The organism is Agriterribacter sp. (genome assembly GCF_035444585.1).
GTDB lineage: Bacteria > Bacteroidota > Bacteroidia > Chitinophagales > Chitinophagaceae > Agriterribacter.
Window position 1 is genome coordinate 1 of the sequence record NZ_DAOMOZ010000273.1, and the last position, 5,620, is coordinate 5,620.

Sequence of the window (5,620 nt, forward strand, 5' to 3'; positions counted from 1 at the left end):
GAACTGGATACCAGGCGGATGGCGATTATATTTAACCCTACGGATCAGCCCATCAGAAAAAAATTCCGGTTACCCTTATATTATACCGGGTTAAAAACTGCAGCAAAAATTAGAGAACAGGAAGGCATCCCGAAGAGCTATACACTGAATCGTAATTACGAAGCGGAGGTGTCGGTTGAAGTCCCTGCTGGCGGGTTTACCTGGCTGGTGGTGGAAGAAGGATAATACGTAAAGAATGAAAACTTTCAGGCCTCCGGAGTCATTTGCTTAACGCAGCAGGGGCGGCTATTAATTTAAATGATAGTTATTACTATTGATAGTAAAAACAAATAATATGGAAAAAATAAAAAATATTTTTTTGTGTATTCAGTTATGCATTAGCGTAAGTGCTTACAGCCAAACCACGACGGTAAATTACATCTCGCCCGAAACCGCAACAAAAACGTATACTGCTTTGTCGAAGCAGCCGTTTTATATTTTTCCCGAAACAAGAGCATATCCGATCAGGTGGAACGATTCCTTGCAGGTCCGGTGGTTGAAAAATAATTATTCAAGAGCCAATTTCGTTTTACATGCACAGCCGGGTGAATATTTTGTTTACCAGGTGGGCGTATGGGCCATAAACAATGAATTGAAAAACATACAGCTCAGGTTTTCTGATCTTAAAGCCAAAAACGGGAAAGCCATTCCATCCCGGCAGGTGAGTTGCTTTAACGCCGGGGGCATTGATTACCTGGGTAATCCGTTTGCGAAAAAGATAGATGTACAAAATGGAAAAGTTCAGGCCTTATGGATTGGTGTAGATCTTTCGGGCGTTGTAAAAGGAACTTACTATGGCACAGCAACGGTATCGGCTAACAATAAAGCTCAAACGATAAAGATACAATTAGAGGTTGATGGTGAAATAGTAAAAGATCATGGCTTCAACGAGGGAAAACGCTTATCGCGGATGTACTGGCTGAACAGTACGCTTGGCATTGATGATGAAGTTACCAAAGGGTATACACCTGTAACCCGCAATGGCAATACGCTGCAGATTTTAGGCCGCTCGGTAACGATCGCTGCCAACGGGTTGCCGCAGGCAATAGCCAGTCATTTCACCGCTTCCAATCAAAGTATATCACAAAAAGCTGAGCCCATACTCAGCGAAGCATTCCGGTTTACAGTTGAAAAAGAAAATGGCGAAACCGTCGCTTTACAGCCCGGACCACTGGAGTTTACAGCACAGGTTCCCGGGTATGCGGCATGGCAGGTAAAAAACAGCTCCGCCGATTGTGAACTTATTTGCTCGGGTAGGCTTGAGTTTGATGGGTTTATGGATTACAAGCTTACGTTGAAGGCGCTGAAGCCTTTAAAGATCAGGGATATCCGCCTGGAAGTGCCGGTACATAAAGATAAAGCCGGGTACATGATGGGACTGAACCGCGAAGGCGGATTGCGCCCGTCTTCCTGGCAATGGCAATGGGATACTACCAAAAACCAGGACGCTTTGTGGATCGGTGCGGTTAATGGCGGACTGAGACTTAAATTAAAAGCCGAGAACTATATCCTGCCGCTGGTTAATATTTATTACAGGTTTGAGCCATTGCATCTTCCGCCTTCATGGGGTAACAACAACAAAGGTGGCGTGCATGTAGATGAAAAAGATAATGCTGTATGGATCAATGCCTATTCCGGAAACCGGGAGATGGCAAAAGGCAGTGTACTCAATTACGACTTTGAATTGCTGATCACTCCTTTCAGAACCATCAGCAATGAAATAAAATATGGCGACAGGTATTTTCACGGCGGGGGAACAGATGCATTCAGTAAAACTGAAAAAGCCAAAAAAGCCGGAGCCAATATCATCAACATCCATCATGCCGAAAACATCTATCCTTTTATTAACTATCCTTATTTAGATGAAAATACAGAAGAGCTAAAAGCCCTGGTTGTTAAAGCCCATGAAAACCGGCAGCGGTTGAAGCTGTACTACACCACACGGGAGCTCACCAAAAATATTCCTGAATTCTATGCCTTTTACAGCTTGAATGGTGAAGTGCTCTTTCCCGGCCCGGGTAACGCCAGCCGTACGGAAGCACTGCACCCCAAAGGCCCAAATGAATGGCTTATTAAAAACCTGAGAGAGAAATATATTCCCGCATGGTACAATATCGTGAAAGAAGGAAAATTTAAAGGAGAGCTGGACCTTTCTGTTATTACTACACCCAACAGCAGATTGAACAATTTTTACATAGGCGGATTGGACTGGATGCTGAGAAATTTGAAGATTGACGGCGTGTATATCGATGATGCGGCGCTCGACCGGTTTACATTGCGTCGCGCAAGAAAACTTATTGATCAGTATCGCCCCGAAGGCAGAATGGATCTGCACAGCTGGAACCATTTTAACAACTGGGCCGGGTATGCCAGCTGCTTGAACCTGTATATGGACCTGCTTCCATATTTCGACCTGGTATGGATAGGCGAAGGGAGAGACTATAATCGTCTGCCCGATCACTGGCTGGTTGAGGTTTCGGGCATCCCTTTTGGCTTGCCGGGACAGATGCTTGAAGGGGGCGGAAACCCGTGGCGGGGAATGGTGTATGGCATCACCAACCGTGCGGGATGGGCAGGCAATACTCCGGATGAGCTGTGGAAATTCTGGGATCAGCACAGCTTTAAAGAAAAAGAACTCATAGGCTATTGGGATAAATCCTGTGCGGTTTCTACCAGCAATGAACATATCAAAGCCTCTGTATTTAAAGGCAAAAAAGAAAGCATTATTGCAATAGCCAACTGGAGCAAAGAAGACCAGACCGGTGCTGTTATTGTTGATTGGGATGCGCTTGGGTATGATCCGTCCAAATGCAGCATCAGCATACCTTTTGTAAAAGACTTCCAGGATGAACAGCCGCTGCAGTCATTAAGCTCAGTAAATATCCCGGGGAAAAAAGGATATATGATTGTTATCAGGGAGAATAATTAACGCGTATGACACATCTCAGGCTTTTTATCTGTTTTGTTATATTGATGCATTATGTAACAGCCGATGCCCAAACCATTACATTAACCAGCCTGCTTAACGAAATGTCGGATCGGGATACGCTGGCCCGTTATCCGCTGCCTGTGTATGCTTCACTGCAGGTGAGCAGCTATAACCGGGAGTCGGTTGTAAAAGACGGGCCGGGCTGGTTTGCAGATTCCGACGGCATTGGCTTTATGCGTACCGAAAAGAAGAGTGGAAAAACAGAATGGGTGGTCATGGAACACGATGGGCCGGGTGCCATTACTAAAATGTGGGCGCCCTATTTTTACTATGGCGGACTTGACGACCTGGAGGGCCCCGTGATTAATATTTATCTTGATGGTGAAGATACGCCTGCCATCAGCGAAAATTATTTCCGGTTAATAACCGGGCGCGGCTCTGTTCCCCCGCCGTTTGCCGCCATTACGGCCCGTGCAGGAAACAGTTATCTGCCCATACCCTTCGCCAAAAGCTGCAAAGTAACGTTCAGCAGTAAACCATTCTATCATATCATCAATTACCGGGCTTATCCCCAAGGCACAGCCGTAAAAACATTTTCCAAAGCGCAACTCATGCAGGCCCTGCCACTGATGGATGAGGTAAGCGCAAAACTGCATGCAGTATATCCGCTGCTGAAAGGCGAACGGGTTGAAAATAGCGGAAAGATAGAAGCTGGTGAGTCGTTAAAATTAACGGTAAATAAAAGCGGTGCTGTCAACAGCCTGGAGATTATCCTTGACCCTGACGAGGTAAAACAGCATCCTGAATTGTTGAGATCGGTTGTACTGGTGGCGGAGTTTGATGACGAGCAAACAATGTGGGCTCCGCTGGGGGATTTTTTTGGAAGCGCCAACGCATTGAATCCGTTTCAAACCGCTACAAGAACCGTTCGTTCCAACGGGCAAATGATCTGCACCTGGCTGATGCCGTTCCGGTCGAACGCGGCAGTGTATTTAAAAAACCTGAGCAACCTGCCTGTACAAATAAACCATTTTGCGATAACTGTTATTGACTATAGCTGGAACAACCGTTCCATGCATTTCCATGCCAACTGGCGCAGCGACGATGTGCAGCCTGGTAATGTGTTCAGCGACTGGAATTTTATTGATATAAAAGGTAAGGGCGTATTGGTAGGCGATGCATGGACGGTACTTAATCCTGATTATGGCTGGTGGGGAGAGGGCGATGAAAAAATTTATGTGGATGAAGCATGGAATAAAAAATTTCCCACGCATTTTGGAACAGGTACGGAAGATTATTATGGTTGGGCCGGTGGTGAAAATCCTTCCAAAGATGACCGGTTTTCTCATCCTTTTTTATCCAATATAGAAGTTGGGTCGGCTACCCCCGGGAGAAGAGATGTGCGAGGTTTTAATATCAGCACCCGTATCCGCGCACTGGATGCGATACCTTTTAACAGCCGCCTGGTATTTGATATTGAGGCGTCACCCGGTACGCAGATCCGTAATCCGTGGAATTTTCTCGGTTATTCGGCTGTTGTGTTCTGGTATGGCTTTCCGGGCGCTGTTTCTAATAGGCCGGCTTTGCCCAACGAAGTAAAAAAACCTGTTATGTCGCTGAAGCAATTAGATGATAGAGCAAAAGAAATAAGCAGAGCGAAATAAAAAGCTGTTTTAAATTGCTTTTTTGCAGGGGTGGAAACAGTTACTAAAGGATATCCCCGGCATTTGTTGAGATACAATGGAACAGAGATAGCTGATAAATTTTTGTAGGCCAAAAATGTATATAAGATGCTGATGTTTAAAAAAAGACCATGGGGTTTATTAATGCCTTTGCTGGTTGTTTTGCTGGCTGCTTCCTGTGGGAGGAAGGTTGATTTTAATCTTGAAACAGATTATCTGACTCTTGGGTTTGATGCAAAGGGGAATATATTGAGCATAAAAGAAAAAGCTTCCGGCAAAGATTATTTTCCGGCAGGACAAACAGCGCCTTTGCTCAGTTTGTACAAAGATTCTGCATACGGTTTACCCGAACAGGCCGTTTACGATTCGGGGGAGCAATTGATCACACTGCAATACCCCGGCGGCATCAAAGCTGTTATTGGTATAAAGAACAGAGCAACATACCTGCGTTTTGAGTTGCTTTCGCTGGAGCCGCGTAATGGTACGCAGGCAATCGTATGGGGACCCTACGCAACCACTATTGATAAGCTGATAGGTGAAACCGTAGGCGTGGTAAGAGATACTGCATTTGCCATCGGTGTTCAGTCGCTCAATATCAACACTATTGAAGGTATACCCGATGATGGCGACAATGCGGGTGGCGGATCTTTTATTGACCCGTTGCCGGGGCAGCAGCTTCCGGATTCGTTGAAAGATAAGATCGGACAACCTGTTGCAATCAACGTAAACAGCGATGGGGATATGCCGGAGTATGTAAGAATGTACAGGGGCAGCCTGGCGGTAAAAAAGCCATATGGTAGTGAGCTTCGTTTGTTTTCGCGTGACCGGCGGATTCCCCGAACAACAGGAGCGGGAAATAATATACAATACGTGGCACCTGTTAACAGCGATTTTGCGGGGAGCGCCATTGCTTTTTTTGGATGCCCTGAGCCGGAAGTATTGAATGTGATTGAACAAATTGAATTGGGCG

4 protein-coding genes are annotated in these 5,620 nt (G+C 45.7%); all 4 read left to right on the forward strand.

The window, feature by feature from the left end; genetic code table 11:
• Positions 1 to 225: hypothetical protein (locus tag PLH26_RS19705; RefSeq protein WP_324587735.1), on the forward strand; the 225-nt coding region annotated here is incomplete at its 5' end.
• Positions 226 to 334: 109 nt separating this feature from the next.
• On the forward strand, positions 335 to 2,968 hold the full coding sequence (locus tag PLH26_RS19710) for a glycoside hydrolase domain-containing protein (protein WP_324587736.1): 2,634 nt from the start codon (positions 335 to 337) through the stop codon (positions 2,966 to 2,968).
• 5 nt (positions 2,969 to 2,973) lie between these two features.
• Positions 2,974 to 4,632, forward strand: coding sequence for a glycoside hydrolase family 172 protein (locus tag PLH26_RS19715; protein ID WP_324587737.1), 1,659 nt, complete (start codon positions 2,974 to 2,976; stop codon positions 4,630 to 4,632).
• Between the two features lie 132 nt (positions 4,633 to 4,764).
• A partial coding sequence (locus PLH26_RS19720) for a hypothetical protein (RefSeq protein WP_324587738.1) occupies positions 4,765 to 5,620 on the forward strand: 856 nt, incomplete at its 3' end.